Here is a 24,220-nt window from a genome sequence, read left to right as displayed (position 1 = left end):
AACACGCAAGAGATAAAGAACCGAGCACAAGGACCTATGTCTGAACTAGACGTTAATGCGATCAGGGAGCAATTCCCCATCCTCTCGCGCACAGTGCGCGACGGTAAGCCACTGGTGTACCTGGATTCGGGTGCGACCTCGCAACGTCCCCTCCCGGTGTGGAAGGCCGAGGAGGAGTTCGTACTCGGCACCAATGCGCCGGTGCACCGCGGCTCCTACCAGTTGGCGGAGGAAGCCGATGACGCGTATGAGTCCGCCCGCCAGGCCATTGCCGCTTTCGTTGGCGCGGACCGCGATGAGATTTCCTTCACCAAGAACGCCACTGAGGCGTTGAATGAAGTTGCCTACGTGCTTAGCGATGAGCGCGCGGGTCAGCTTTATGTCGGCGAGGGCGATACCGTCGTCGTCACCGAATTGGAGCACCATGCGAACTTGGTTCCGTGGCAGGAGCTGTGCCAGCGCACTGGTGCGACGCTGAAGTGGTACTCCATGACTGAGGACGGCCGCATTGATCTCGATTCGCTCGAGCTCGATGACTCCGTCAAGGTCGTGGCTTTTACCCACCAGTCCAACGTGACGGGAGCCGTGGCCCCCGTCGAGGAACTGGTGCGCCGTGCCCGCGCTGTAGGCGCCATGGTGGTTCTGGACGCGTGCCAGTCCGTTCCGCACATGCCGGTGGACTTCCACGCTCTCGACGTGGACTTCGCCGCGTTCTCTGGGCACAAGATGTGCGGCCCGACCGGCGTCGGTGTGCTCTACGGCAAGGCGGAGCTGCTGGCACAGCTGCCGCCCTTCCTTACTGGCGGTTCCATGATCGAGGTGGTCAAGATGGAGGGCTCGACCTTTGCCGAGCCGCCGACTCGCTTCGAGGCCGGAACTCAGATGACCAGCCAGGTCGTTGGTCTGGGGGCCGCGGTGAAGTTTTTGAGCGAAGTGGGCATGGAGGCCATCCACGCCCACGAGCAGAAGCTCACCGCATTGGCTTTGGACAAGCTTTCCGAGATTCCTGGTCTACGGATCATCGGCCCCGAAAACACTGAGGATCGCGGGGGAGCGGTCTCCTTCATCGTGGAGGGCATCCACCCGCATGATTTGGGCCAGGTGCTCGACGCTCATGGAGTGTCCATCCGAACTGGTCACCACTGCGCGTGGCCACTGCACCGCGCGTGCAAGGCTAATTCGACCGCACGCGCTAGCTTTTACCTGTACAACACTGAGGACGAGGTCGACGCCCTCGTAGAGGCGGTGCGGGCTGCCCGTGCTTTCTTTGGAGTGAGCGAATGAACCTAGATTCCATGTACCAGGATGTGATCCTGGACCACTATAAGAACCCGAAATTCTCCGGCCTGCGCGATGGCCAGGCTGAGGTTCACCACGTCAACCCCTCGTGCGGCGATGAGATCACGCTGCGCGTGAAGCTGTCGGCCGACGGCAAGACTGTGGAGGACGTGTCCTACGACGCTGAAGGCTGCTCCATCTCGCAGGCTTCGACCTCTGTCATGGCGGAAGAAATCGTAGGCATCCCGTTGGAGGAGGCCAACGCCAAGCTCGAGGAGTTTGACCGCATGGTGACTTCCCGCGGCGAAGTTGAGGGAGACGACGAGATCATTGGGGATGGCGTCGCTTTTGCCGGCGTGGCCAAGTTCCCTGCCCGTGTTAAGTGCGCGCTGCTGGGGTGGAAGGCCTTCCAGGCTGCCACCGCGCAGGCGCTGACTGAATTGGAGAAGTAGATGGCGGATACCACTAACGATAGCCAGCCGACCGACCCGTATCAGGACGAGAACGCCTCCTTCGCCGGCGGCGGTGTAAAGCCTGAGCAGACCGAAGAGCAGATTGCCAAGGCATTCGACATCACCGAATACCTCCGGGACGTCATCGATCCGGAGCTGGGCATCAACGTTGTTGACTTGGGCCTGGTCTACGACCTCTGGCTCGAGGACATTGACGGCAAGAACACCTGCGTCATCAACATGACGCTGACGTCCCCGGCGTGCCCGCTGACTGACGTCATCGGTGAGCAGATCGACGACGTCGTCGTGGGCAACAAGCTTGCCGACGCCGTCCAGCTCAACTGGGTGTGGATGCCGCCGTGGGGCCCGAACATGATCACCGAAGAGGGCCGCGAGATGCTCCAGGCCCTCGGCTTCGCGGTCTAATCGTTTCGCTGCCCCACAGTGGGCAAGGACGCCGGATCCAGCGCCGAGGAGATGATATCGACGGCTTCTTCTTGGGTTGCAGCGGACTGAAGGCGAGCGCGGAAGTCCTCCTTCATGATTGCCCGCGCCAGCTTGGAAAGCAGCTTGAGGTGTTGCTTGCCGGCGTCGTCTGGCACGGCAATGAGGAACACCATCGTTGTGGGCTCCTCACCCTGTGCCCACGTGATTGCTTCGGGAAGACGTGCAAAAGCCAAGGTAGGAACCTTCACGCCAGCTGAACGGGCATGCGGGATCGCCACGCCATGGCCCACGCCGGTAGAGTGCTTCGTCTCGCGCTCAAGAGCCGCTGTGAGCACCGCAGAAGGATCAGCAAAGCGAGGAGAAACTAGCCGCACTAGTGCTTCGATGGTTTCGTCGCGAGTACTGCCCAGACTGTGGTCGAGGCTCACCGTTTCGATAGACAGCAGTGGTTGTCCCAGATGCGAGCTTTCCGCCGCGTTTGCTGAAGCTTTGTCCGCAGCGCCCTGGTCGCTCTTGCTCTCATTCTTCTCTGTCGTTTTCTTATGCTGAGTAAGTGCGATTAAGAGGAGCATGACTGATGCACAGACGACAACGCCAATAAGCAATGCCACGAAGAAGCCCACGACGTTGTCGACAGCACCGAGCACTGCGACAATGGGGCCGCCGTGCATGACATGGTCTTTAACTCCGAATGCGCCTGCTAGGCCACCGGCAACCGCACCGCCGATGACGTTCGCCGGAATGACCTGCAGAGGGCGTGCAGCGGCAAGAGGAATTGCGCCTTCCGTAATGCCGAATAGCCCCATGAAAAGCGCGGCGATACCGGCGTCTTTTTCGGCCTTATTAAACCAGGCACGGCGGGCAAGGGTGGCAGCGCCCACCGCCAATGGCGGTACAGCGATAGCAGTAGCGGCCATTCCCATAGGGGCTGCATTACCAGCGGCAATCATGCCTCCACCAAAGAGGAACGCTGTCTTGTTGAAGGGGCCGCCCATGTCAAACGCGATCATCGCGCCGATAACGAGGCCAAGCACAACGACAGAGGAGCCTTGCATTCCTGCGAGGTACTCGGTCATGGCTTCAAATGCGCCAGCTATCGGTGAGCCGACCAGGTAAATGAAGATAAGACCCACAATGAGGGTGGTGAAAATCGGGATAACGATGATCGGCCAAATCGGGGCAATGTATTTGTTCACCGGAATCTTCTTGATTCCAAGCGCCACATAGCCGGACAGGATGCCGGTGACGATACCTCCCAAGAACCCGGCACCGGCTTCAGATCCGTAGAGTGATCCAGTCGTAGCGATGAGGCCAGTAATCAGACCAGGCGCCAACCCAGGACGGTCCGCAATGCCCACTGCGATATAGCCGGAAAGAATCGGCACCATGAGTGAAAAGGCCAAACCACCCAGCTCGTTCAGCGTATTCCAGAAGGAATCCTCGGGAATTGCCAAGCCTTCGGGCGTCGGGGTTCCTCCAATTGACAGTGCTACTGCGATGAGGAGACCGCCGGTCACCACGAACGGGATCATGTGGGATACGCCGTTCATCAGCGCTTTGTAGAGAGTCTGTCCCACTGCGCGCACGCCATTGGAGTTACCGGAGCTGTCCTCGCGCTGAGAGCCCTTTGGCTCTTCGGCGGAAGGCTTTTCTTCCCATTTCGACGCGGACAGCGAACGGCGGAGGAGCTCCTTTGGGTGCTTAATAGCTTCATCGACGCCCGTTGCTGCCAAGCGCTTGCCGCGGAAACGATCCTTGGCAATCACAGTGTCGGCGCCAATTACGATGGCATCGGCTTCTTCGATGTCCTTAGCGCTAAAGGTGCCTTCGACACCGATTGAGCCGTGGGTCTCAACTTTGATCCGGTATCCAAGTTCCGCGGCAGCGGCCTCGAGGTTTTCAGCCGCCATGTAGGTATGCGCAATACCAGTTGGGCAGGCGGTAATCGCGAGGATTAATGGCGGTTTCGATGTGGCTGATGTACTCATGATGTCAATGTAGGCACATCTTTCATCTTGTATAGGTCAAGCGCGCCGAATCCGGGCCACGAATTTCCAGATGACTTATCCTCCGTACCGTTAGCTTTACGTCGATCAGCGCCCTGCCGCTGGTTCGGGTTTAACTGCCCTGGTTGCTAGACTGTTTCGACGTGATTGTGACCAATGATTTCGAGGTGCGCGTGGGCGCACGCACGCTTCTCGACGCCCCCGGCCAGCACCTCCGCGTACAGCCGGGTGACCGCATCGGGCTGGTCGGCCGCAACGGCGCAGGAAAGACCACGACGATGCGCATTTTGGCGGGGGAGACCGAGCCTTATGGCGGTTCGGTAACGCGCTCTGGCCCCATTGGTTACCTGCCGCAGGATTCTCGCGAGGGCAACATCGAACAGACCGCGCGTGAGCGCGTGCTCTCTGCGCGCGGCTTGGATGAGATCAAGCGGTGCATGGCCAAGCAGCAGGAGCTCATGGAGACGGCAACGGACGACAAGTTCCGCGATAAGGCCATCCGCAAGTTCTCCCGCTTGGAAGAGGAATATCATTCCCTCGGCGGCTACGAGGCGGATTCCGAGTGCGCGCAGATCTGTGACAACCTTGGCCTCCCGCAGCGCGTCCTAGATCAGCAGCTCAAGACGCTCTCCGGTGGCCAGCGCCGCCGCGTGGAGTTAGCGCAGATTCTTTTCGCGGCGTCAGCTGGCTCCGGTAAGTCCCAGACCACGCTGCTTCTCGACGAGCCCACGAACCACCTCGACGCAGATTCCATCACCTGGCTGCGTGGCTTCCTGTCCAAGCATGAGGGCGGGCTCATCATGATCTCGCACGACGTGGACCTGTTGGAGGCCGTCTGCAACAAGGTCTGGTTCCTCGACGCCGTGCGCGCCGAGGCGGATGTCTACAACATGGGCTTTAAAAAGTACCTTGATGCCCGCGCGACCGATGAGGCCCGCCGCCGCCGTGAGCGCGCCAACGCAGAGAAGAAGGCGGCCGCCCTGCACAAGCAGGCCGCAAAGCTCGGTGCTAAGGCCACGAAGGCCGCGGCAGCAAAGCAGATGCTGCACCGCGCTGAGCGCATGATGAACGAGCTCGATGACGTGCGTGTGGCTGACAAGGTTGCCCACATCAAGTTCCCGGAGCCGGCTCCCTGCGGTAAGACCCCGATGAACGCGAGGGGCCTGACCAAGATGTATGGCTCGCTCGAGGTCTTCGCCGGCGTGGACTTGGCCATTGACAAGGGCTCGCGCGTCGTCGTGCTGGGCTATAACGGTGCCGGAAAGACGACCCTGCTGAAACTGCTGGCCGGCGTGGAGCGCACCGACGGTGAGGGCGGTATTGTCTCCGGCCATGGTTTGCGCATCGGCTACTTTGCCCAGGAACACGACAACATTGACCCAGACAAGACCGTGTGGGAAAACACCATCGAGGCTTGCCCCGATGCAGGCCAGCAGGATTTGCGTGGTCTGCTCGGCGCCTTTATGTTCTCCGGGGACAAGCTGGAGCAGCCCGCCGGCACGCTCTCCGGTGGCGAGAAAACTCGACTTTCTCTGGCGACGCTGGTGTCCTCGCGCGCAAACGTGCTGCTTCTCGACGAGCCCACGAACAACCTCGACCCCCAGTCCCGCGAGCAGGTTCTCGATGCGCTCGGTACTTATACCGGAGCCGTGGTTCTGGTAACCCACGATCCAGGCGCGGTAAAGGCCCTCAACCCAGAGCGTGTCATCATCATGCCCGACGGCGACGAGGATCTGTGGAACGACGAATACATGGAGATCGTTGAGTTAGCCTAGGGGGGCTAGCTCCTAGCCCCAGAATCGGCAACGGCAACGCTCTATGTTCTTCTGGTCACCGTGGTACTTCGTGGCCTTCCATAAAACCTATAGTGCGCTAGAATCGGGGGCACACTCACGCACCGCTCAAGGCTCTTTTCTTGGGTCCTTCCGGCATCCCACGCACAAGGGTCTAGTAGCGCTACGACCCCAGCCGTGCTGCAGCAGGAGAGGACTGAAGCCATGAGCCACACCGATACCCTCGATTCTGTCATTGAACCACTGCTTACCGGTTTGGTGAGCAAGCGGCCTGAAGTCCGTGTGGACTGGGCCTTTGCCGAGCTTAAGGAAGGTATTGAGTCAGGTCAGTGGGATGGCCACATCGACCAGGTCCGGGATCGCCTCACCGGTTACCTGCGCACGGACAAGGTGTGGACCAAGGTCATGGCCGCGCGTTTACTCACTGTTCTCGCTGAGTCTGGCCACTTTCATTACGAGGACTATCTCACCTTCCGCGCATGGTATGTCACTGAAGAAGACACGCGTGGCGTAGTCAAGGACATCGGACACGTCATGGCGGTCGGCTACGGCGCGGACTACGTGGAAACCTGCGTGCGCATGGGGATGATTCCTGCCGTGGAAGGCGCGGCAATTATTTCTTGCCGCCTGCGCGTCCCAGGGGGAGTGTGGCACGACGATGAGGCAGAACGCTTAGCGCGTGCTGCGTGCACGGCGATTGCTAAGAGCACCTCGCCGCACATTCTAGAAATATGGACTGAGCGCCTGAGCAATACAGTCCTCAACGAGGGAGTGCGCAATGGTAATCGCGCGGTAGTGGAAAACTTCGCCCGCTTTCTCACTGCCACAGCGCACATGGTGCGTAGTGAACCCGAGAAATGGGGAATCGACGTTGACCGCGCGCAACTAGCACTACCTCTAATAGCGGAACTCGAAGAGAAACTTCGCAACGCCGGCGCATAAGTATTCTCTTTCCACCAGTGAAAGCGCCATTTAATGTTCGCGCGCAGCACTAAAGAAGCGCACCCTATCAACCTCCATCGGCTGGGGCCGCTGCCAGGGATAGCGATCCGGAGTGGCCATAACAGGCGCGCTCAGCTGCAGGAGGGTGTCCGTGCCTGCGGGGCCGCCTACTGTCAGCTCGCCATCGCGTATTTCGATCTCTGAGGCAAAACTGCGGTCAACGCTCTTATTCTGCACAATGGCAGTTGGTATCTCAGCGAAGACAGTTCTTCCGCGCCGCAAAACGGTAACATCGTCGGATATATAACTGGGGCGAATGCGCTCAGCGGCAATCAACCCCCACACGAAGATGATGGCCCACAGTGACAGCAGTAGCGCCACAACCCGCACCACACCTGTGGGGAGAATCAGGTGGACGACTACCATTTCAACCACCAACACCGCGGTGACAAAACCAAGTATTTGCAGCCTGCCCGGAGGGTGGGGAAGTGCCTGAGCACCGGCAGGCAGCAAAGTCTCGCCGCGTATCCAAAGCCACAAATCGCGGTAGAGGCTAAGTTCATACTTTGCCAATCGGAATCCAGGATGCTTTCCCAGGAATCTCCATATCCTATCCATGTGGCGCTCCCGCCAGTGCCGCGAGCGCTCTGCCCTGTGCACCAGTTGTCGGTGCATCGGTGGCGCTCAGCGGGACCTTACCTGGGCGCAACGTAGGATAGATTCCCCGCATGAGGCCGCGTTCGCCTAAATGCTGCAGCTTGGCGACGATTACCGCGACCCCGCGATCATTCGGGGACAGGGTACCAAGTTCACGCCACAGCGATTCAACGTCGCGGAGGACTCTCAAGCATTCGGCGTCTTCAAGGTTCTCGCGCAATTGTTGCCAGGTTCGTTTCGTTGCGACACCACACAGCGCCATCAGATCCCAAGAATCAAGCTCGAGCTGCAGCATTGCGGGATCATGGATCGCCTCTTTGAGTGATTCGCGGATGTCTCGTGGAGTCCCGTTGGGTGCTTGGGCAAGGGCGCGTAAGCGTTCACGTTGGTTCTTGAGCCGAGCGATGCGATCGTCGAGCACGCCGCATGAACGATCGATAGCATCCGGCAGATTTACGTCGGCGACGGGGACTCCGGCGTCGATAAGCGCACGCGCGCGCAGCACCGAAGCCAAGTCAGAAACAGAATAGTCGCGGTAGTTCCCGCTGGTGCGGGCGGGTTCAGGGACCGCGCCCGTCTCGTGTAAATGTCGTACAGAACGAACTGAGCATCCAGCGACCGCGGCGACGTCCGATATCTTCATAGGACAAAGCTAAACCCTCACATAGTGTGAGGGTCAAGTGCTTGGTGAAAACTAATCCGAGTTGCTGAGGCTTTTAGTTTCGGAAGCCGTGTACCGGCGCCGGGATGAAGCCACCGCGGTTGATGAAGGTGGAGTTGCCCACCTCATTGACCGGAATGACCGGAGCGTAGCCCAACAGGCCGCCGAAGTTGACCTCATCGCCAGCCTTGGTTCCCGGGGCGGGGATAACGCGCACGGCAGTCGTCTTATGATTCATCATGCCAATGGCGGCTTCATCAGCGATCATGCCGGCAATAGTCTCCGCGGAAGTATCGCCCGGAATGGCGATCATGTCCAGGCCCACCGAGCAGATGGAGGTCATGGCCTCCAGCTTGTCGATGGAAATAGCGCCGGTGCGCACCGCATCGATCATGCCCTTGTCTTCCGAAACCGGGATGAAGGAACCAGACAGACCGCCCACGCGGGAGCAGGCCATCATGCCGCCCTTCTTGACGGCGTCGTTAAGCAGTGCGAGGGCTGCCGTCGTTCCGTGCGTGCCCACTTGATCCAGGCCCATGTGTTCCAGGATGTGCGCGACGGAATCTCCCAGCTCCGCAGTGGGGGCCAACGAAAGGTCGATGATGCCAAAGGGAACACCGAGGCGCTCCGAGGCCATCGAACCAACGAGCTGTCCGGCACGCGTGACCTTGAAGGCTGCCTTCTTGACCTCCTCGGCGACCTCATTAAGGGTGGCGCCCTCCAGGGATCCGAGAGCACGGTCGACAACACCCGGCCCAGACACACCGACGGAGACAACGCAGTCTGGTTCCTCGATACCGTGGAAGGCACCGGCCATGAAGGGGTTATCGCCCACGGAGTTGGAGAAGATCACGAGCTTGGCACAGCCGATGGCGCTGCGGTCCTTCGTGAGCTCGGCTGCTTCCTTGATGATGCGTCCCATCTGCGCGGCGGCGTTCATGTTGATGCCGGCGCGCGAGGATGCGATATTCACCGAGGAGCACACCAGGTTGGTCTCAGCCAGCGCCTCCGGGATGGAGCGGATGAGTGTCTTCTCCGCGGTGGTGGCACCCTTTTCAACCAGTGCGGAGTAGCCGCCGACGAAGTTAACACCTGTCGTCTCAGCGGCGCGATCCAGTGCACGGGCGACGTCAACGGGGTTTCCTTCGACGCCAGCCACGATAAGTGAGATCGGCGTGACGGAAATACGCTTGTTGACGATCGGGATGCCGAGCTCGGCCTCGATCCCTTCGCAGACTTCCACGAGCTGAGCCGCCCGGGTGGTCACGCGATCATAAACGGCCTCTGCGGTAGCTTCCATGGTGGAGCGCGTGCAGCCGAGCAGCGAAATCCCCATGGTGACGGTGCGGATATCGAGGCGGTATTTCTCGATCATCTCGATGGTGTCGAGAATACTGACGGTGTTGAAGCGATTAAGCATGACTGATTTTCGCTCCTAAATCTCATTCATGGCGGTGAACAGTGCTTCCGACTGCACGCGAATGGATTGTTTGATGGACTCACCGACGGTATTCATCCGCTCCTGAATCTGCTGGATGCTGACCTCATTCTCATCGAATTCGACGCGCAGGATCATCGTGAAGTACCCAGACATGAGGGTCTGAGAGACGTCAACGATGTTGATCTTGAGCTCAGCGAGGGCGGTGGAAACGGCAGAGATAATTCCGGTGTTATCAACACCGGTAACAGTCATGATGGCGATCATAGTTTGATTGTAGCCCGTGGGTTTTTCACGCTGCCCTGGGGTCATGCAGGATAGCGAGCCGGCGCGTACGGTGGCGCACATGACTGATACGACAACAACTGCACGCAAGAAGGTTCTGTACATTGGCGGCCACGGCAAGGTTGGGCTTTTGACGGCGCCCAAGCTTGTCGACGCCAACCTCACCGTCCATTCCCTCATCCGCAACCCGGACCAGGTCTCTGATATTGAGGCCCTCGGTGCCACCGCGGTGGTGCGCGATCTCACCGAGCTTTCTGTTGAGGACTGGGCAGAGCTTTTGGCTGACTATGACGTCGTCGTGTGGGGCGCCGGAAATGGTGGCCGTGCTGGTGCGGAGGTGACGTGGGCGGTCGACCGTGATGCGGCGCTGGCATCTATTGCGGGTCTGGAAAAGCTTTCTGCCGAGGGCAAGAACACTCCCGCCTACATCATGATTTCCTACATGGGTGCCACGGAGAACACGACCGATCCTGCGGATGAGAAGTGGTACGCCTACGTGGAGTCGAAGAAGGAGGTGGACAACAAGCTCAACTCCACCGACCTCAATTACCTCATCCTTGGCCCGGCAGCCCTGACGGAGGAGCCTTCGCGCGGCATCACCGTGCTAGATAAGGACGCAGAGCGCACCGGTAAGCTGACAACCTCCCGAGAGCTTGTCGCTGAGGTGGTCACCGAGGTCGCCGGCCGCGAAAGCTTCCCGACTTCGCCGCTAGAGTTCATCGATGGCGATGGCAGCGTGAAGGATATCTAAAATCGAGCGGATGCCGCCGCGTCAAGCGCGGCGATGACCTGCTCTCTGCTCAGTTGGTGGTGGAGGCTCGCATAACGAAGTGGCTTTGTGGACAGGTGGGCCGCGATATACCACCCTGTGGGGTGCTTGAACGTCGCTTGGCTTTGGAACCGTACCACGGCCACACCCTGCTCCCGGAAGGAGCGGGGAGAAGTGTGGGACTCAAACTCATCGCTGATGATTTCTTGAACTGTGCCATCTGGAAGGAAAATGCGCACTTTCGCCTTGTAGTAGTACTCGGTGGGATCAGCGTGCGGCACGTGTCGACCTGTTTGCCAGATCTCACTAAGCAGCGCGGGATAATACTCGATCCACCCATTTTCCGACGCCGTCCGTAGGCGGCGAGCACCCCACGTAGAGCTCCGAATTGCTCGAATGTTCCGACCGGCCGCCACGACGAGGAAGAGAACAAAGACCGCAACGGCCAATCCCTGCCATCCGGAACTAATAGACATATCTTCGCCGATAAAGGCTGATAGTGCGATAGCTAGGCCCACTACCGCCGTGATGAGGTTGTTCCGTAGACTTCGCCATTCAGGTGCGGCCCCGCCTGGGAGTGGCCCAGCCGCTGCGATCGCGCGAGCGATGCTAGATGTGCTTGATCTCAAGTTCGGGGCGGACACAGAACTCCGAGTGCGGGGAATGAGTCTCTCGGAGTAGTGGTGTTCCGGGAAGTCGAATGGTGCTAAAGCGTGGTCAGACATTCTTATCACTAACTTCTTACCCAGTTCCGCTCTGCAAAAGACAGTGCTGCTTCAATGTTCTTTTGGCGCAGACCATTGTGCAGTTCTGGCTGCGGTTTATCTGCATCTACCCGGTATCCCACTACACCCCATCCGTTGTTGTGGTTGAAGTCCACGGTGGCGACGAGGGGACCGTCGGCAAGCAGCCGGCCACGCAGCTTCAGCCAGTTCGGGTTTGGAGCAATGAATTCCTCGGTCATGCTTTTCGTCAATGAGCCGTCCGGCTGCAAGATCAGTATCGGGGCGGTGTAGTAATAGTCGGTCTTGTCGTCGTAATCAACGCGGCGCTTATAGGTCAGCTCGCCGATCAGTGCGGGGCGGTACTCGATCCAGCCATTCTCCCACGCGGTGCGAAGCCTTGTTGTGGAACCCAAGCGCCCCCGCAAAATCAAGATTCCAACGAAGACGAACACGAGGGCTACAGCTCCAGTGATAAGGCTGGCTATCGGAATATTCCCAATCGTTCCTCCGGCTCCGGGAAACAGGACTGATATAAAGAGCGTGTGAGCCACCGAGAAGAGTAGCGCTGAACCGCCAATGAAGATGAAAAAGGAAGCAACGATGACCATGCCGAGATTGGATTGGCCGATCGGAGACCCGACGCTATTAATAGCCTCGCGGATGCCGCTGCGATCCATGTTTGGGTTGGGGTGCTGATCGTGATCCTTCAAATCCTTAGGCGCGAGGGATCCTGCACTTGAAGAAGGAAGCTTCAGCGGAGTGCGGGGCAGCTGCAAAGGCGAGTGAGTCATGGATCACAGCTTAATGGTCGTGGTCTCCATTTTCTCGGTGACCATCGGCGGCTGGGGACTAGCCCCCAACGGAAGGAACTCAGTCTTAATTGGGAGAGCTAGCGCACCCACCGCTGTTCAGCGAATTGGAGCACGGCATCAAGTTGGCCGCTGGTGAGACCGCTGGATAGTTCCGCCTCCGAACTTGATCCATCAGCGCGGTAAGCCGCGACGGTCCATCCATTATTGTGCGCGGTATCCACGGTTGCTAGCCGGGAGCCCTCAGCGAGCGCGGCGCCCCGTGATCTCAGCCAGTTTGGATTCGCAGCGCTGAACTCACCGGACATGGCCTTCGCTAGTCTGCCATCTGGCTGAAGGAACAAAAGGGGCGCCGAGTAATAGAAATAGGTCCGTTCACGGTCTTCGGGACCTTCGGTCTTGCTGCGTAGGTAAACCAACTCACCGATGAGAGCGGGACGGTATTCGACCCAGCCGTTGCGCCACGCGGTGCGCAGACGCTGTGCATTTCGGGTTTCCTTGAGAATACTCCGCAAACCTACGACGAAAACAGTAAGACTGACGAGGCAAATAATGACTGGGATAAGCGAAAATATTCCTAGATCTGAGAAGCTGCTTTGCGGAGGACCAAAGCTACCAGTGAAGAAAGGAATCGACATGCTGCACATAAACAGCCCGACTAGACCTATAAAAGCCCAGGCTGCGACAACACCAAACGAGAGGCGTCCCGGCTGAGGCCCAGCCTCCTCGATGACCTCGCGAAGACCTGAATTGTCCATCCGCGGGTTCGGCTGAGCATCGTGGGTGCGCTGTTCCTTTGGAGCAAGCCGCGGCGTAGCGCTCAGACTTATTCCGCACTGCGTGCGCGAAAGTCGTAGGGGAGTATGGTCCATGCGCCACAGTGTAGCGCCAACCACACATCGCCACCGAGTACTGACGCCTAGTGATCGGCGTGGGAGCCGCGAATCGATTGCTCGACCAAATCCAAAACCTGCTCGAGATTCTTCGTGTCCCCGAGCGCTAGGCGGTTGATAAATCCGTCCATAAAGGTTTCAAGATATGTCACGAGGGTGTCGATGGAGACGTCGTCTCGCATGCGCCCCTTCTCGGCGTTGGATTCCAAGCGGGCACGGACCGCCTCATCAAGAATCTGTTGCTCCTCATGCCAGCGCGCGGCGAAAGACGGATCGGTACGCAGCATCGAGGTCACAGCAAGCCGGGTGGCAAGCCAGTCATGGCGCTCCGGATGGCGCAGCATCTCACTCATGACTTCGACGAGACCGTTGTTCGCAACAACTTCGGCCTCACGGGCGGCGTCTTCCCGGGCCAAGGCAAGAAAGAGGGACTCCTTATCACCGAAGTGGTGGAAGATTGCCCCACGCGACTTACCTGTGGCTTCTTCGAGACGCCGCACCGTCGCGCCGTCATAGCCGTGCTCAGCGAAGCATTTACGTGCGCCAACCAGAATGTCGTGGCGGCGGCGGTTCAGTTCAGAGTCGCTCATAATCGGCATGGCTGAAAACTAGCTCCTTTAAGCACGGCGGCGGGTAAACGGGTGGAGGAAGTAGAGGGGAGGGACAGAAGCAGAAAGGCCAGCCAGCACTCCATGTTGCTAGCTGGCCTTGGTGCCTAACTATGTAGGTCGCCCCAGAGTCGGGGTGCCTACATAATGGGCAAGGCTGCTTTAGGCCTTGACCATCTGGCGCAGAACGAACTGCAGAATGCCGCCGTGGCGGTAGTAGTCGGCCTCACCAGGTGTGTCGATGCGAACCTTGGCATCGAACTCAACGGTCTCGCCGGACTCCTTGGTGGCGGTCACGTGGACCGTCTTCGGAATGCCGCCCTCGTTGAGGGCTGCGATGCCGTCGATATCGAAGGTCTCGGTGCCATCCAAGCCCAGGGACTCGTGGGACTCGCCCTCCGGGAACTGCAGCGGGATGACGCCCATGCCAATGAGGTTCGAGCGGTGAATACGCTCGAAGGACTCAGTGATGACAGCCTTCACGCCAAGCAGGTTGGTGCCCTTAGCAGCCCAGTCACGGGAGGAACCGGTGCCGTACTCCTTACCAGCAAGGACAACCAGCGGAATGTCGGCTGCCTTGTAGTTCTCGCAGGCATCGAAGATGAAGGCTTGCGGTGCGCCCTCCTGGGTGAAGTCACGGGTGTAGCCACCGGCGACGTCGACCAGCTGGTTCTGGAGGCGGATGTTGGCGAAGGTACCGCGCATCATGACCTCGTGGTTACCGCGACGGGAACCGAGGGAGTTGTAGTCCTGGCGCTCCACACCGTTGGCATCCAGGTACTGAGCGGCCGGGGTACCCGGCTTAATGGAGGAAGCCGGGGAGATGTGGTCGGTGGTCACGGAGTCACCGAGCTTAGCAAGGACGCGAGCGCCCTTGATGTCCTGAACGGGCTCCGGCTCAGTCGGCATGCCGTCGAAGTACGGTGCCTTGCGGATGTAGGTGGAATCCTCGTTCCACTTGAAGGTCTCGCCCTCCGGAACGTCCAGGTTGCGCCATGCGTCGTCACCCTTGAACACGTCGGCGTAGTCAGCCTCGTAGAGCTCGCGGGAGATGGCCTGCTGGATGGTGTCCTCGATCTCCTTCGGGGAAGGCCAGATGTCCTTGAGGAAGACATCGTTGCCGTCCTGATCCTGACCCAGCGCCTGAGTCTCGAAATCGAAGTCCATGGTGCCAGCAATAGCGTATGCAATGACCATGATGGGGGAGGCCAAGTAGTTCATCTTGACGTCCGGGGAAATGCGGCCCTCAAAGTTACGGTTGCCGGACAGCACCGCGGTAGCAGCCAGATCATGCTCGTTGATGGCGTTGGAGATTTCCTCCGGCAGAGGGCCGGAGTTACCGATACAGGTGGTGCAGCCGAAGCCGGAGAGGTAGAAGCCAAGCGCCTCCAGATCCTTCCAGAGGTCTGCGCGCTGGAAGTAGCCGTCAACAACCTGGGAACCCGGGGCACAAATGGTCTTGACCCACGGCTTGGACTTCAGGCCCTTTTCAGCAGCCTTACGTGCGATGAGGCCAGCGCCAACCATGACGGACGGGTTAGAGGTGTTGGTGCAGGAGGTAATGGAAGCGATAGCAACCATGCCGTGGTCCAGGGTGTACTCACCACCGTTCGGGGAGGTGACGGTAACCGGGTTGGACTGGCGGCCGGAGCCGCCCTTGGCTGCGGACTCGCCTTCGCCTGCGCGAGACTTGTTCAGGCCACCGGTAACGTCGACGAGAGCATTCTCGTCGCCGCCCTCGGAGGTCATGCGCTTTGCCTCGATGGTGGACTCGTCTGCAACAACCTCGCCGGAAGCGTAGGTCGGCAGATCCTTGCGGAACTGCTCCTTTGCCTCGGAGAGGAGAATGCGGTCCTGCGGGCGCTTCGGGCCGGCGATGGACGGCTTAACAGTGGACAGATCCAGCTCGAGGTACTCGGAGTACTGTGCCTCCGGAGCGTCCTGCTCGAGCCACATGCCCTGAGCCTTGGCATAAGCCTCGACGCGATCGATCTGCTCCTGCGGACGGCCGGTGAGCTCGAGGTACTTGATGGTCTCCTCGTCGATCGGGAAGATCGCAGCGGTGGAACCGAACTCGGGGGACATGTTACCGATGGTGGCGCGGTTGGCCAGCGGCACGGACTTGACACCGTTGCCGTAGAACTCAACGAACTTCTGAACCACACCGTGCTGGCGCAGCATCTCGGTGATGGTCAGCACCACGTCGGTAGCGGTCACGCCGGTCGGAATCTCGCCGGTGAGCTTGAAGCCCACGACGCGCGGGATCAGCATGGACACCGGCTGGCCCAGCATTGCAGCCTCGGCCTCGATGCCGCCAACGCCCCAGCCCAGGATGCCCAGGCCGTTTTCCATGGTGGTGTGGGAGTCGGTACCAATACAGGTATCCGGGTAGGCAACACCATCGTTGTCGAAGACCACGCGGGAGAGGTACTCAATGTTTACCTGGTGGACAATTCCGGTTCCCGGAGGAACAACGCGGAAGTTGGAGAAGTTCTCGGCACCCCAGCGCAGGAACTGGTAGCGCTCCTGGTTGCGCTCGTACTCGATCTCGACGTTCTTTTCCAAAGCCTCGGTGGAGCCGAAAGCCTCTACGATGACGGAGTGGTCAATAACCATCTCGGCCGGGTTGAGCGGGTTCACCTGGTCCGGCTTGCCGCCGAGGGTGGCGATAGCCTCACGCATGGTTGCCAAGTCGACCACGCAGGGGACGCCGGTGAAGTCCTGCATCAGAACGCGGGCCGGGGTGAACTGGATCTCGGTATCCGGCTCAGCGGACGGATCCCAGTTGGCCAAAGCGTTAATGTGATCCTTGGTTACGTTCTTCCCGTCCTCGTAGCGCAGCTGGTTCTCAGCCAGGACCTTGAGGGAGTAAGGAAGCTTCTCCAGGCCCTCGACTGCATTGATGTCAAAGTAGTCATAGGACTTACCGTTGACCTCAAGAGTCTTCTTGGCGCCGAAGGAGTTCAGGCTTTCAGTCATAAGGAGCTCCATTCCTTGCTTTTCGCTTGTGGGTTATCGAACACTGGTCGAAGGTTCATCGAATTTGCCGATATGCCCTAGCAACCACATGGAGCCAGGTGTATCGGCGATCTCAGAACGCGAATGTTCCGTATCTATTGTAGATGCAAGAACCCTCGGTCGACACCAGCATAACAGTACGGGCGTTCTGTTTCCTACATTTCGGGGGTAGCGGCGAGTCACCGGCCTCGCCCACGCTCCGAGGTTTAGGCTCGATCGGGAATCCGGGGGACAAACCTCCGAATCGTGTTTGGACAGAAGACTGTGCCACCAAGCATTAACGGCCATAGAGATTAAGGAGTGGCGGATGATCCCGGCGGGCGTAGATGTAGACGACATTGCAGATCAGCTCTCGGTCGACGGTGTAGCATTCTCCAACCCAGAGCTGGCGCTAGACGACGACCTCCAGGCCCGCATCGCAGACCCCCTCCAGCCCAACCATGGCATCGCAGTGGTAGATGTCTTCCCCGACAAGATTCCAGATCTACGCGACCTGGCGACAACCCTTCAAGAACAAACGGGACTCGATACCGTGATTCTCCAGGCGCCAATGCGAGTGTCCGCAGTCAGTAATTCTTATGATCGGGCATCCATTGAGGCAGCCGAGGATTCGCTACCAACTGGACTCGATCAGGTAACTTTGCTGAATGATTTCTATGCAACTGCAGATCATTTTTCAGCGCCATGGCTAGCAATCTTGACGTTGTTTTTCTGCGTAGCGGCAGTTGCAGGCTGGGCGGGATTTCGAGCCGCTACACAAAAAGCTGACACGGTCAGAAACTAAGCGATCGAGGCCGCCGCGAGAATTCCGCTAAACATGCGCCACACCCACCACAGGGGTAGGGAAGTGGCACAAATCAACCACTAAGACTTGACTTTTGTAACGGGGGAGTGGTTGAGAGGGCGTAAGAGCCCTAGGGATACGGCCCACGCAGCGACCACATCGGATGCCGCACGGGCACCTTAAGTCGACGAATACTTCGGCTCTCTCCAGTCCCGAAATGGAGCGTTCCCTGCACCCCAGAAGACAGGTTCCACTGGGAGCAATCGGAGCTGATGCGGCAAGCCCAGGGCCGCAATCCACAGCGATAGTTAAGGGGGAGAGGTTTGCATTCCGGGGAAGAGTGAGCAACGTCACAGTCACACATTGATAACAAAGTCATTGCAGGTTAGGTGCGCCTGTAACGCCTTGTGGCTTTCCGTGGCTGATGTGAAAGATGGGAAAAGTGTGCGAGATGGCGTGTCGGTGACGTATGGTTCACGTATCGACTCACGGGTTGACTATTGCTCCATACGTTCATGGACCAAGCCTTGACTCTCAACTGATTTGTCGCACGGGTATGTGGGGAAGCACGCCGCGAGCGAAGAGGACCGTTGGGGTTCACCGCCTGGTGGATGACCGTCGCACCGCGCTAGCGATGCGCGTAGCAATGCAGTTTTCTCGACGCAGTCGGTACCAGTGTTCAACCTTTTAGATATCGAAACACCTACCTCCCGAGTGGAAGAGGCTTCATACACTTCATTCGCACGCCCTCATCGAGGGCTGTGATGGCCATGAGTTCCATCGGTTTCCGGTTGGGTGCCAGCTGCGAGGGCTTGCGCGTGCGCCACTAAGGACCGCGGAAGTGCCCTCCACGAGCGCGGCGCCGAGCGAGGAGGAACCGACGCAGGACCTCGAGCCCGAATATGGGTGTGTGTCCCTTCGTCGTCGGATCGTGCAGCCATACTCGGCGCCGCTCTCCGTGAGCCCAACGAGCACCATGCGAGTGCAGTGTGGCTAGCTATGACGCACGGTTCGACGTGATGTTGGTGCACACGCCAGACGCCCCGCAGATTTCCCTGCCGCCTCTATAAGAGAAAATGCCGCCCCGTCTATTCGGCATTTCGTGGCGTAGAGAGCAAAGAGCTCTTCAGGGGCAAGCCGCGTTCGCGTATCCCGGTCAATTCCGGGCGCAAGCCTTATTAAGTCCACTATTCCCATTGGGAAATCGATTGCCGCCTCATCCTGCTTGAAGGCGAGACTAGCTACGTACACACCGCTGTTTCTTTTGCTCGTCCAACTCGTCACCTCCAGGTCTCGATGTCCGGCAAGCTCGTCTACGCAACGTGCGTGACATCTCCGGGGTAGGTGTCTAGGAGATAACCCTCGTGGCCACCACATCATCTTTCGGCTTTCGGCGCTTTAAGGCAGCGTGCGCTGCCATAGCGACCACCGCCGCCTTGTCTACTGTCTCCGCGCTCACTCCTGCAGTGGCTGCGGAACCTGAGCAGATCAACATCAAATCCCTGCTATCCTCCGACAACCCATCCATCGCAGACCTCGCGGGCGCAATCGCCCAGATTGAGGAGCGCATCGCACAAGCGGAAGCCTCCATAGGTGCGCAGCGCGAAACCGTCAACCGTGCGCTGGTCGATCTCAACGACGCCCGCACTAAGGCAAACCAAGCGCGCCAAGGAACAACGACGGCGCGCGAGCAGCTTGACGACGCACAAGCGGATGTCGCCGATGCCCAGGCCAAGCTGGATGAGGTCTCCCGTTCCGCCTACCGCCGAGCCAATACTTCCGATGCCGTCTCCCATGCGGCAGGAAAAGACGCGCGTTCGGACATGCTGGAGCGCCAGTCCTACCTTCGCTCGCAGTCTGAGAAGCAGCAGGCCGTCGTTAGCGACTTGGAGAAGCAGCGCACGGAAAAGGCGAACAAGGAATCCCAGCTGCGGAAGACCCAACAACTGGCCGAGGAACGTGCGGACCGGGCGGCCGATGCCGAGGCTGCCGCGCGCGAGCAACTCTCCGCGTCCGAGGCTTCTATTGAGGAATCTACGTCCGAACGCGAGGATCTGCTTTCCCAACTCTCATCTCTTCACAAGGCGCTAAATCAAGCCAAGGGTCTGGACGGAGAAGGTATGTCAAGCCCAACAGCTGGATCTAAGGTCAAGGAGCGGGCCGGGACTAATTCTGCACAGGGTCGTTCTGAGTCTAGTGCCGCAACTCCTGCCGACGGCCCATCGACGGTATCCTCACCGCCCGCTGCGGGGCACTCGACACCAGCCAGCACGGAGCCGACCGCCGAGTCCACAGCGTCCACCGTGGCCGGCCCCTCCGGCTCTGAGGCACAGAACCCCACGCTTCAATCGCAGCCGTCGACGGCTTCTGCCTCTGCAGACGAATTGGAAGAGCTCTCTAGCGCCGCAAGCACTGTGGCTTCCGATCCGAACGTGCAAGAGTTGTCGTCGACAAGCACGGCCAGCTCCTCTGAAGAGAACGCCGAGAACTCCCAGGGCGGTAGCTCCAGCTCTTTCGATCCGAACGGAATCGATGCGGAAACCGTTGCGCTTGGCATTGAAGCGGTGGGAACGGTGGCCTCGATGGTGGCCGCATCTCAGCCGGACCACAATAGCAGCTTGAGCCAAGAGGAAATCGATGCTCTGGCGGAAGGCTCTTCCAAGCTCTTTGCCCTCCAGGGTGGGCAAGACAGCGCTGCGGAAGCGACGGATTCCACGGAGACGTCCGATAGCGATGCAGCGAACGCAACTGATGACGAGGATTCCCTTGAATCCGATGTCTCCGGTGTCCTAGAGGAACTCGACACCACCGATAGCGTGACGAAGAAGGCATCCGCCTCACTGGGCGATGCCTCCCGCGAAGCGAAGATCGAGACCGTGATCGAGCGTGCGACGTCTCAAGTGGGAGTTCCTTATGCCTGGGGTGGTGGCGATGCCAACGGTCCTACGCAGGGCATTCGCGACGGCGGCGTCGCTGACTCTTATGGCGACTACAACAAGGTCGGCTTCGACTGTTCTGGGCTGGTGCTCTATGCCTTTGCTGGCGTCGGTATTTCCCTGCCGCATTACACCGGCTACCAGTATCAGAAGGGAACCAAGATTTCCCCGAGCGAGATGCAGCGAGGCGACCTTGTCTTCTACGGCCCGAGCGGAAATCAGCACGTGGCAATCTATCTTGGTGACGGCACCATGGTCGAAGCTCCGCAATCCGGTCAAAACGTCAGCATCTCCCCAGTACGACAAGCCGGCATGGCACCCTATGCCGTGCGACTGATCTAGTACATCCCGTTGCTAAACTGGGCTGCATGACTGACACACTGCGTACTGCCCAGGGCAACACCCGCGGCACCGATTCGGTGCCCTCTTCATTTGACGCCCTCCTCGTTCTTTCCTTCGGTGGCCCGGAAGGAAACGAGGAGGTCGTCCCGTTTTTGGAGAACGTTACTCGTGGGCGCGGCATCCCGCGCGAGCGGCTCGAAGTCGTCGGGGAACACTATTTCCGCCTAGGCGGCATTAGTCCGCTTAATGCGCTAAATCGAGAGATTATTTCTAATGTTTCCGCAGAGCTGAAGGAACGCGGACATAATCTACCGGTGTATTTCGGTAACCGTAACTGGTACCCGTTTGGGACAGAAGCCGTCGAGCAGATGGCCGCCGATGGTGTGCGCAACGTCGCCGTATTCGCCACCTCCGCCTGGGGTGGCTACAGTGCTTGCCGCCAGTACAACGAGGACATCGTTGCATTGCGCAAGCACCTCGAGGACAAGCAGCTGCCCAACATGAACTTCACCAAACTGCGCCAATTCTTCGATCACCCCAAGTTCATTGAGGAGATGGCCGCAGCCGTCCGCGAGGCTTATGCGGAGGTGTCGGAAGACAAGATGGCTAGCACCCGCATGCTTTTTACTGCGCATTCAGTGCCATCGGCACACGATGCTGTTGGGGGAGCAGAAGGCGATAAACATATCTATTCCCGCCAGGTAGCGGAGGCTGCACGGCTCGTAGCCAAGGCTGCCGGGGTCCAGAATTATGACCTAGTGTGGCAATCCCGTTCAGGAAACCCAGCCACCCCGTGGTTGGAACCGGACATTGTCGACCACACCACGCGAATCCACGAGGAAGATGGTGTCGATAGCGTTGTCGTGTGCCCAATTGGATTTATCTCCGATCACATGGAGGTCATCTGGGATCTCGATACTGAACTGAAGCAAGCCGCTGAGGAAATGGGCGTCAGCGTCTATCGCACCCGAACCGCCGGCCCATCTGCACGTTTTGCCTCGCTCATCGTGGACCTCATCGAGGAGTTAGAGCATGACGCTGAACCTGCCTCACTCGGTGAGGTTACCGTTCAGGGCTGTACGGTCAATGGCGCACCCTGCGCTGAAGGTTGTTGTGATATCTGGTCTCTGCGCAAGCCGCATTAACGCGCGAAATCGGTGAGCGCATAAGCCACGCCGGCCATGCGTGCTTGGCGGATATGGCGCCACAGGCGCAGAAGCTGCGGATCGAGACTGTGATCTTGAATGCGGTCAGTCACCGTCTCGATGATGGCCGCCACGCGGTCAGCGCGGGCGAAGAGCTTCGCTGCTCGCCCCGGCACTGCAGCGGGTAATCCGGGGGTGTCGTAGAAATCGCTTAGTGTGCCTACTGTTAGCCGGGGATTGGGGAGGGCATCGCTGCGATAGCCCAATGCCTCGATGAGGTTTGCTGACTCATTCGTCGCGGTACTCAAGAGCTCATCGGCCTCGCCCGGGCTAAGCCAAGCGGGCGAGGGTAACGGGGCAGTCTCTTCAATCACCGTCCACCGTGTCGCGCCCACGGCATAGGTGGGCACCAACACCAGGTTTCGATCCCGATTATTGGTACGCACCACGATTGCGCCTGCCGGATTTTCTGCCGCCGCTCGCGCCGATTCCGTGCCGGCTGGAAGTGCTGGCGCGTCGCCAGGACCGGAGAGAACTAGCCGAAGCAGCGGTTCGCGCTCTCCACGCTCGATGACGGAGGCCGTTTCACGCCGGAGAAGTGACATAACATCAACAAACGGCTCTCCGTCGACCCCTTGTTGCTCACCACCCAGCTCGCTGAGGGCATCAAGAAAGCCATCGGTGGATTCGTGCCCCCATAGCCATGCACCAAGCCAAACAGAAACGTTTTGTACAGGGGACCAGACTTCGGCGCGCATATCCATGGCTGGACAGTGTAGACGATAGGGTAGACCCCTATGAGCTTGAATTCCCGAGATCCCTATGGCGGCGATATTTTTGCAGGACATGCGCGGAACAAGAAGCCGGAGTACCCCGAGGTACCCGCTGAACCAGGCATGGTCGTCGAGGTTCGAGGTGATGACTTTGTAGGGGCAGTATTGGGCGTCGACAAAACCGTATGGGGCCCAGTCGTGCGCCTCGAGGACCGACATGGAAATGAGCGAGTATTCAAACTCGTGAAAGGGGGGTTCTTGTTGGAGGGGCAGCCAGTGACGTTAACGCGATACGTCGAAAAGCAGGCGCCGCGGAAGTCAAACTCCGGGTCGCGCCGTGTGGAAAATCTTGAGGCGAAAGTTGCCGCACCTTCGCGCATTTGGGTTGAAGGCATTCACGACGCGGCCATCGTTGAAAAGGTCTGGGGTCACGATCTGCGGGTGGAAGGTGTGGTCGTCGAATACCTCGAAGGACTCGATAACCTTGAGGAACGCCTGGCTGAGTTTCAGCCCGGTCCGGGACGCCGTGTGGGCGTCCTCGCGGATCACCTAGTCGAAGGATCAAAGGAAACGCGGTTGACGCAAACGGTGGGCGAGCACGTGCTTGTCACCGGTCACCCCTTCATTGATATCTGGGCGGCTGTAAAGCCTGAGCGCCTAGGGCTGCGCGCCTGGCCCGAGGTTCCCTATGGGGAAGACTGGAAGACGGGCATCTGCAAGCGCGCGGGGTGGTCTGATCCCAAGGAAGGGTGGAGCCGCGTGTACAACGCCGTGAATTCTTTCCGGGATCTCGATTCCACGCTCATCGGCGCCGTCGAGCGGCTCGTCGACTTTGTCACAACACCGGAATTGAGCAAAGAAGATTTGCTCTAATTCGAATTCGCTCGGTCAATGAGGTTGATGGCGAGCTGGCAACCGGCCGTCTCTGCTGCCCACCCCGCCGCTTGGAGGCGCTGGGACATCGCTTGTTTGGAAATGCCCAGCTCTTCCGCAGCTTCGTTCTGATTCAACCCGCCGCGTACAAGAGATGTCGCCTCACGGCCTTCCATTGTGCGCTTGTGCAGCACAAAGCCGAGTAGGGCGAATGCCGCTGCAATATCCTGCGCCTCCGCAGCGCGCCCGCGCCGATCAATTTTGGCGTAGACGTGTCCGGCCCGCGCCGAGCCCTTTACCGCGGCGGTTGCCACTGCGCGTGTTTCGGCATCACCTGCGCCTTCGCCAGGGATAATTCCAATGCCAATGGCCCAGTCACCGTCCGCGAGAAGCGCCATAACGACATCACAGACCGCCGGAGAAGAATAGGCCACAGCGCAAATATCCTCAACACCAAGGACCTCAAACTCGCCGATTCCCTCCAGGGTGGAAAGCGCGGCGGCGGATCGTTGGACCAAATCGGCGCGGCGTACCGAGCGTCCGCGGTAGCGGGCATGGACAGCTAGCACAGTGAGAGACTCCTTCC

General features: G+C 59.2%; 22 protein-coding genes. 10 read left to right on the top strand and 12 right to left on the bottom strand.

Annotated features, from left to right (window positions below; genetic code table 11):
• The first annotated feature begins 36 nt into the window (after positions 1-36).
• From QP999_RS08650 to QP999_RS08640, 3 genes are read left to right on the top strand one after another with little or no spacing between them, the layout of a single operon-like run.
• Complete coding sequence (locus QP999_RS08650; protein WP_144675725.1) at positions 37-1,284, top strand: cysteine desulfurase; 1,248 nt, start codon at positions 37-39, stop codon at positions 1,282-1,284.
• Complete coding sequence (gene sufU / locus QP999_RS08645; protein WP_070564486.1) at positions 1,281-1,730, top strand: Fe-S cluster assembly sulfur transfer protein SufU; 450 nt, start codon at positions 1,281-1,283, stop codon at positions 1,728-1,730. Before QP999_RS08650 ends, sufU begins: the two co-directional genes overlap by 4 nt.
• Positions 1,731-2,156, top strand: coding sequence for a metal-sulfur cluster assembly factor (locus QP999_RS08640; protein ID WP_070524254.1), 426 nt, complete (start codon positions 1,731-1,733; stop codon positions 2,154-2,156).
• Here the strand turns inward: QP999_RS08640 and QP999_RS08635 are convergent.
• Positions 2,153-4,165: a fructose-specific PTS transporter subunit EIIC gene (locus tag QP999_RS08635; RefSeq protein WP_070683039.1), complete on the bottom strand. Its 2,013-nt coding sequence runs from the start codon at positions 4,163-4,165 to the stop codon at positions 2,153-2,155. The two genes, QP999_RS08640 and QP999_RS08635, sit on opposite strands and share 4 nt — an antisense overlap.
• A 161-nt stretch (positions 4,166-4,326) precedes the next feature.
• Between QP999_RS08635 and QP999_RS08630 the strand changes: the two genes are divergently transcribed.
• Together QP999_RS08630 and QP999_RS08625 are read left to right on the top strand one after the other, a co-directional pair.
• Complete coding sequence (locus tag QP999_RS08630; protein WP_284848085.1) at positions 4,327-5,958, top strand: ABC-F family ATP-binding cassette domain-containing protein; 1,632 nt, start codon at positions 4,327-4,329, stop codon at positions 5,956-5,958.
• A 222-nt stretch (positions 5,959-6,180) separates the two neighbouring features.
• On the top strand, positions 6,181-6,918 hold the full coding sequence (locus QP999_RS08625; protein ID WP_154761972.1) for a DUF2785 domain-containing protein: 738 nt from the start codon (positions 6,181-6,183) through the stop codon (positions 6,916-6,918).
• A 30-nt stretch (positions 6,919-6,948) separates the two neighbouring features.
• On the opposite strand, the gene QP999_RS08620 is transcribed toward QP999_RS08625, so the two are convergent.
• From QP999_RS08620 to QP999_RS08605, 4 genes are all read right to left on the bottom strand, one after another.
• Positions 6,949-7,491 carry a hypothetical protein gene (locus QP999_RS08620; RefSeq protein WP_230307856.1) on the bottom strand — a complete coding sequence of 181 codons (543 nt, stop codon included), beginning with the start codon at positions 7,489-7,491 and terminating at the stop codon, positions 6,949-6,951.
• 37 nt (positions 7,492-7,528) lie between these two features.
• Positions 7,529-8,218, bottom strand: coding sequence for a MerR family transcriptional regulator (locus tag QP999_RS08615; protein WP_154761970.1), 690 nt, complete (start codon positions 8,216-8,218; stop codon positions 7,529-7,531).
• A gap of 73 nt (positions 8,219-8,291) precedes the next feature.
• Positions 8,292-9,656, bottom strand: a complete 1,365-nt coding sequence (locus QP999_RS08610) for a PFL family protein (RefSeq protein ID WP_070684974.1) — start codon at positions 9,654-9,656, stop codon at positions 8,292-8,294.
• Positions 9,657-9,671: 15 nt separating this feature from the next.
• Positions 9,672-9,941, bottom strand: a complete 270-nt coding sequence (locus tag QP999_RS08605; RefSeq protein WP_070524521.1) for an ACT domain-containing protein — start codon at positions 9,939-9,941, stop codon at positions 9,672-9,674.
• A 79-nt stretch (positions 9,942-10,020) separates the two neighbouring features.
• Here QP999_RS08605 and QP999_RS08600 point away from each other — a divergent pair, with 79 nt between their 5' ends.
• Positions 10,021-10,710, top strand: coding sequence for an SDR family oxidoreductase (locus QP999_RS08600; RefSeq protein WP_250223860.1), 690 nt, complete (start codon positions 10,021-10,023; stop codon positions 10,708-10,710).
• Here the strand turns inward: QP999_RS08600 and QP999_RS08595 are convergent.
• The 5 genes from QP999_RS08595 to can all read right to left on the bottom strand — a co-directional run bounded on the left by QP999_RS08595 (position 10,707) and on the right by can (position 16,742).
• Positions 10,707-11,204 (bottom strand): hypothetical protein, encoded by a 498-nt coding sequence (locus tag QP999_RS08595; protein ID WP_246816444.1) that lies wholly within the window; start codon positions 11,202-11,204, stop codon positions 10,707-10,709. The two genes, QP999_RS08600 and QP999_RS08595, sit on opposite strands and share 4 nt — an antisense overlap.
• 257 nt (positions 11,205-11,461) lie before the next feature.
• Complete coding sequence (locus QP999_RS08590; RefSeq protein WP_250223862.1) at positions 11,462-12,244, bottom strand: hypothetical protein; 783 nt, start codon at positions 12,242-12,244, stop codon at positions 11,462-11,464.
• Between the two features lie 98 nt (positions 12,245-12,342).
• A complete protein-coding gene (locus QP999_RS08585; RefSeq protein WP_284848084.1) occupies positions 12,343-13,134 on the bottom strand; it encodes a hypothetical protein in 792 nt (263 codons plus the stop codon).
• A 47-nt stretch (positions 13,135-13,181) separates the two neighbouring features.
• The gene (locus QP999_RS08580; RefSeq protein ID WP_070532884.1) at positions 13,182-13,754 is read right to left on the bottom strand and encodes a TetR/AcrR family transcriptional regulator; all 573 of its coding nucleotides are present in this window, start codon (positions 13,752-13,754) and stop codon (positions 13,182-13,184) included.
• Positions 13,755-13,925: 171 nt separating this feature from the next.
• On the bottom strand, positions 13,926-16,742 hold the full coding sequence (gene can / locus QP999_RS08575) for an aconitate hydratase (RefSeq protein ID WP_210386600.1): 2,817 nt from the start codon (positions 16,740-16,742) through the stop codon (positions 13,926-13,928).
• 346 nt (positions 16,743-17,088) lie between these two features.
• On the opposite strand from can, the gene QP999_RS08570 reads away from it, so the two are divergent.
• From QP999_RS08570 to QP999_RS08560, 3 genes are all read left to right on the top strand, one after another.
• Positions 17,089-17,565, top strand: a complete 477-nt coding sequence (locus QP999_RS08570) for an Rv1476 family membrane protein (RefSeq protein ID WP_284848083.1) — start codon at positions 17,089-17,091, stop codon at positions 17,563-17,565.
• A 1,364-nt stretch (positions 17,566-18,929) separates the two neighbouring features.
• Positions 18,930-20,843 carry a DIP1281 family NlpC/P60 protein gene (locus tag QP999_RS08565; protein ID WP_284848082.1) on the top strand — a complete coding sequence of 638 codons (1,914 nt, stop codon included), beginning with the start codon at positions 18,930-18,932 and terminating at the stop codon, positions 20,841-20,843.
• Between the two features lie 26 nt (positions 20,844-20,869).
• Positions 20,870-21,988: a ferrochelatase gene (locus tag QP999_RS08560; protein ID WP_284848081.1), complete on the top strand. Its 1,119-nt coding sequence runs from the start codon at positions 20,870-20,872 to the stop codon at positions 21,986-21,988.
• Here the strand turns inward: QP999_RS08560 and QP999_RS08555 are convergent.
• A complete protein-coding gene (locus tag QP999_RS08555; protein WP_193634306.1) occupies positions 21,985-22,752 on the bottom strand; it encodes an Rv1486c family protein in 768 nt (255 codons plus the stop codon). The two genes, QP999_RS08560 and QP999_RS08555, sit on opposite strands and share 4 nt — an antisense overlap.
• Before the next feature lie 33 nt (positions 22,753-22,785).
• Between QP999_RS08555 and QP999_RS08550 the strand changes: the two genes are divergently transcribed.
• A complete protein-coding gene (locus QP999_RS08550; RefSeq protein ID WP_070564527.1) occupies positions 22,786-23,634 on the top strand; it encodes a DUF3097 domain-containing protein in 849 nt (282 codons plus the stop codon).
• Here QP999_RS08550 and QP999_RS08545 read toward each other — a convergent pair.
• Complete coding sequence (locus QP999_RS08545) at positions 23,631-24,203, bottom strand: MarR family transcriptional regulator (protein WP_070520572.1); 573 nt, start codon at positions 24,201-24,203, stop codon at positions 23,631-23,633. The two genes, QP999_RS08550 and QP999_RS08545, sit on opposite strands and share 4 nt — an antisense overlap.
• Positions 24,204-24,220 lie beyond the last annotated feature (17 nt).

This window comes from Corynebacterium sp. MSK004, assembly GCF_030232515.1.
Classification (GTDB): Bacteria; Actinomycetota; Actinomycetes; order Mycobacteriales; family Mycobacteriaceae; genus Corynebacterium; species Corynebacterium hesseae.
Note: the sequence above shows the minus strand (reverse complement) of the source record. Positions and strands in the feature narration are given on the sequence as shown.